This window comes from Streptomyces sp. UH6, from assembly GCF_013421635.1.
Lineage (GTDB): Bacteria > Actinomycetota > Actinomycetes > Streptomycetales > Streptomycetaceae > Streptomyces > Streptomyces abyssomicinicus.
On the sequence record NZ_JACADT010000625.1, the window covers coordinates 1 to 3419 of the forward strand.

The window sequence follows — 3419 nt, forward strand, 5'->3', positions numbered from 1 at the left end:
TGGCCGTGGGTGCCGAAGGGGTGGGCCGCGGAGGGGCCCTGGAGCACGGCCGAGGGGTCCGGGCGGTCGGCTGCCGCGCCCCAGAGCAGCGGGCCGGCCAGGGCGAGCGCGACGAGCGACGCCAGCATGACCGCGGTGACCCAGGCCATGGGCGAGCGCCGGAGGCCGGAGGGAAGGTTCATGGTCACATCTCCCGGATCGCCGAACGGGGATCGATCACGGCGAGCAGCACGTCGACCAGGAGGCCGGCGAGCAGCACGGTGGTACCCAGCACCAGCACCATCGCCTGGACCACCGGGTAGTCCTGCGCGACCACGGACTGGGCCATGGCGGAGCCGATGCCGGGCCAGGCGAAGACCTTCTCGACCAGGACGGTGCCGGCGATCAGTGCGGGCAGCAGGCTCCCGGCGACGGTGAGCGCGGCGGTGGCCGTGTTCGGCGCCGCGTGCCGCAGGTAACGGCGCGCGGGGGACAGCCGTTTGCTCCGGGCGGTGCGCAGGTAGTCCTCGCCCAGCACCTTCAGCGCCTCCACCCGGACGATGCGCAGCAGGACGGCGGTGGGGGCGAGGGAGAGCGCCAGGACGGGCAGGACGAAGGAGCCGACGCCCGCCGCGCCCGCCACCGGGAGCCACTGGAGGCCGACGGCCAGCAGCGCGGTGAGCCCGGCGGCCAGGACGAAGTCCGGCACTCCGGCGAGGGAGGCGGTGACCGTGGTGAACGCCAGCTCGGTGCGCGGGCGGCGGCCGTCGCGGGTGCGGACGGCGGCCAGCAGCCCGCCGGGCAGGGCGACGGCGAGGGTGACCAGGAAGGCGAGCCCGGCGATCTCCAGGGTGGCCGGCAGTCGGGTGCGGATCAGCTCCGCGACCGGTGTCCCGGTGACCAGGGAGGTGCCGAGGTCGCCGTGCAGGAGGCCGCCGAGGTAGTGCCGGTACTGCGACAGGAACGGCGCGTCGAGCCCGAGGGCGTGTCTGCGGGCGGCCACCAGGTCGGGGGCGGCGTCGACGCCGAGCGCGGCCCGGACCGGATCGCCGGGGACGAGGCGGATCATCGCGAACGACGCGGTGAGCACGAGGAGGAGGGAGAGCAGCAGGCGCACGGCGCGGCGGCCGAGGAACAGCGTCCAGGGATGTCGCAGCAGCTGGGGTACGGACATGGCGGACCCCCGGTCACCGGTGGAGGCGGATGCTGGTCGGGACGAGCCGGCCGCCGAAGGTGGTGGCGAAGGTGGTGCGGTGGCCGTACACGCCGCTTCGGCCTTCGGCGATCGGCAGCGCGGCGGCCGAGCGGAAGAGCGCCGCGGCGGCCCGGTTCCAGATGTCGCAGCCCGCCGTGTCGGTCGTCCGGAGGGCGCGGGCGACCAGGGCGTCGTACTCGGGGTTGCTCACCGCCGCGAAGTTGAGGCCCCGGGCGGGGGCGGGGCCGGAGAAGAAGGGGACGAAGCCGACCGGCAGGGCGAAGCCGGGGGTGCTGCCGACCACCACGTCGAAGTCGGCGCTCCGGTACATGGCGTTGACCAGGGCCGGCAGGCTCTCGGTGACCAGCTCGACGTCCGCGCCGAGCGCGGTCCAGTCCCGGGCCATCAGCTCGGCGACGGACGGCAGGGTCGGGCCCAGGTCGGGGCTGGTGATCAGGCGGAGCCGGAGCGGGCGGCCGTCCTTGGTCAGCCGGCCGTCGGCGGACCGGGTCCAGCCGCCGGCCCGCAGGGCCCGCGCGGCGTCCTGGGTGGGCAGATGGGCGTCGGCGAGGTCGGCGTGGCAGAGGGAGCCCTCGGCGCCGAAGTCTGCCGCGGGTCTTCCGCTGCCGCCGACGGCCACGTTGGCGAGCCCCCGGCGGTCGAGGGCGGAGACCATGGCGCGTCGGAGGACCGGGTCGGCCAGGGGCCGGCCGGGCCGCTGGTTGAAGAAGGTCAGCCCCACCACGGTGGGCACGTCGGTGACGGCCAGACCGTGGCCGGTGAGCCGGGCGCGGTCCGGTCCGCTCACGTGCGCGATCTCGACACCCCCGGTGAGCAGCAGGTTGGCCGCGGTGGAGGCCTGGGGCACCACCGAGAGGACGATGCGTGCGGGCAGGCCCGGCTCGGCGGTGGTCGCCCCGGCCGGTCCCCAGGAGTAGCCGTCGCGGACGGTGAACTCGTACGGTCCGCCCGGGGTGTAGCGGGTCAGCACGTAGGGGCCGGTGCCGTGGGTGGCGCGGTCCAGCGACCGGGGACGGTCGAGCCCGGCGGGACAGACGATCGGCAGCAGGCCGACGGTGCGGGTGAGGAACGGGAAGGGGGCCGCGGCGGTCACCGACACCGTCGCGTCCGCGTCGTCGGCGCTCGCGGTGAACGGGACGCTCGGCAGGACGGTCCGCGCGCCGGCGAGCTGGTTCGCCGGGTCGCCGGCGTAGGTGAGCGCCCTGGCCACCGCCGAGGCGGTGAGGGGGGTGCCGTCGGAGCAGGTGATGTCCGGGCGGAGGGTGAAGGCGGCCGTGGTGGCCGTGGCCTGCCAGGAGGCGGCCAGGCCGCTGACCAGGGTGCCGTCGGGGGCCGGATGGACCAGCGAGTCGTAGGCGTAGTGGGCCTGGGAGGCGCCGAAGGTGGAGTACGGGTCGAAGCTCGGCGTCTCGCTGGACTCGGCGATCCGGACGGTGCCGTGGTCCACCAGGGGAGTGGTCGTCGAGGAGGCGGCGCCTTCGCCGCAGCCGCTCAGGGCGACGGCCGAGGCGGTGAGGGCGGCCATCAGGACGACCGGAGGGGTGCGTCGAGGCATGGCGTCATGGTGGCACCTGGGCTTCGCGGTGATAAGTCAACCAACGAGTGCGGCATAAACGTTCGCATTGACGAGGGAGTTCTGCGCGTGGATAAGAGTCTGACAATCAGTTGATCGCAGGTCGTGTTTACACGCATGAGTGAACCCGGAGGCCGCCATTTGGCTCAGGTGGGCCTGGTTCGACTACGGTGATCACGGGATCGGACGGTGCATTCCGTTGTCCGGGAATTCGCTTCGCCTGGTGAATCCCGCACTCGTCGAGGGAATGCTTTATCCGCCCGGCCGTGCGCTGTTCCGGTGGTCGCCTCACCTGGGTTCCCTGTCATACGTGTACGTAGAGGATGGAGCATCATGCCGCCCGTAGTACCGCCCTTCCTGATCGGTCTCATCGCCGCGCCGCTGACCAAGCGCCTGCTGAAGCCCCTGGTACGTGGAGTCATCAAGGCATCCGTCGGCATCGCGATGGAGGTGAAGAAGGCGGCTCATGAAGCCGGGGAGAACATCCACGACCTCGCGGCCGAGGTGGCCGCCGACGTGGTGGCCGCCCAGATCGCCGCGGGCGGCATCCAGGCCCCCGCCGTCGACGACGGGCACGCCGTCGGCGGGGATGTCAAGGACGAGGCCGCCGACCAGGCCGAGAAGGGCGCGAGGATTCCGAAGACCCGCGCG

General features: G+C 73.4%; 3 protein-coding genes and 1 pseudogene. 1 reads left to right on the top strand and 3 read right to left on the bottom strand.

The annotated features are described in order from the left end of the window. The 3 genes and pseudogenes from HW445_RS23205 to HW445_RS23215 form a co-directional block, all read right to left on the bottom strand. A pseudogene (locus HW445_RS23205) lies at nucleotides 1–182 on the bottom strand (ABC transporter permease); the annotation flags it as partial. A gap of 2 nt (nucleotides 183–184) precedes the next feature. Next, nucleotides 185–1153 carry an ABC transporter permease gene (locus HW445_RS23210; RefSeq protein ID WP_180222900.1) on the bottom strand — a complete coding sequence of 323 codons (969 nt, stop codon included), beginning with the start codon at nucleotides 1151–1153 and terminating at the stop codon, nucleotides 185–187. A gap of 13 nt (nucleotides 1154–1166) precedes the next feature. After that, nucleotides 1167–2750: an ABC transporter substrate-binding protein gene (locus HW445_RS23215; protein WP_180222901.1), complete on the bottom strand. Its 1584-nt coding sequence runs from the start codon at nucleotides 2748–2750 to the stop codon at nucleotides 1167–1169. Between the two features lie 351 nt (nucleotides 2751–3101). Between HW445_RS23215 and HW445_RS23220 the strand changes: the two genes are divergently transcribed. Next, nucleotides 3102–3419, top strand: a 318-nt coding sequence (locus tag HW445_RS23220) for a DUF5132 domain-containing protein (protein WP_257231241.1), incomplete at its 3' end; no start/stop codon positions are given.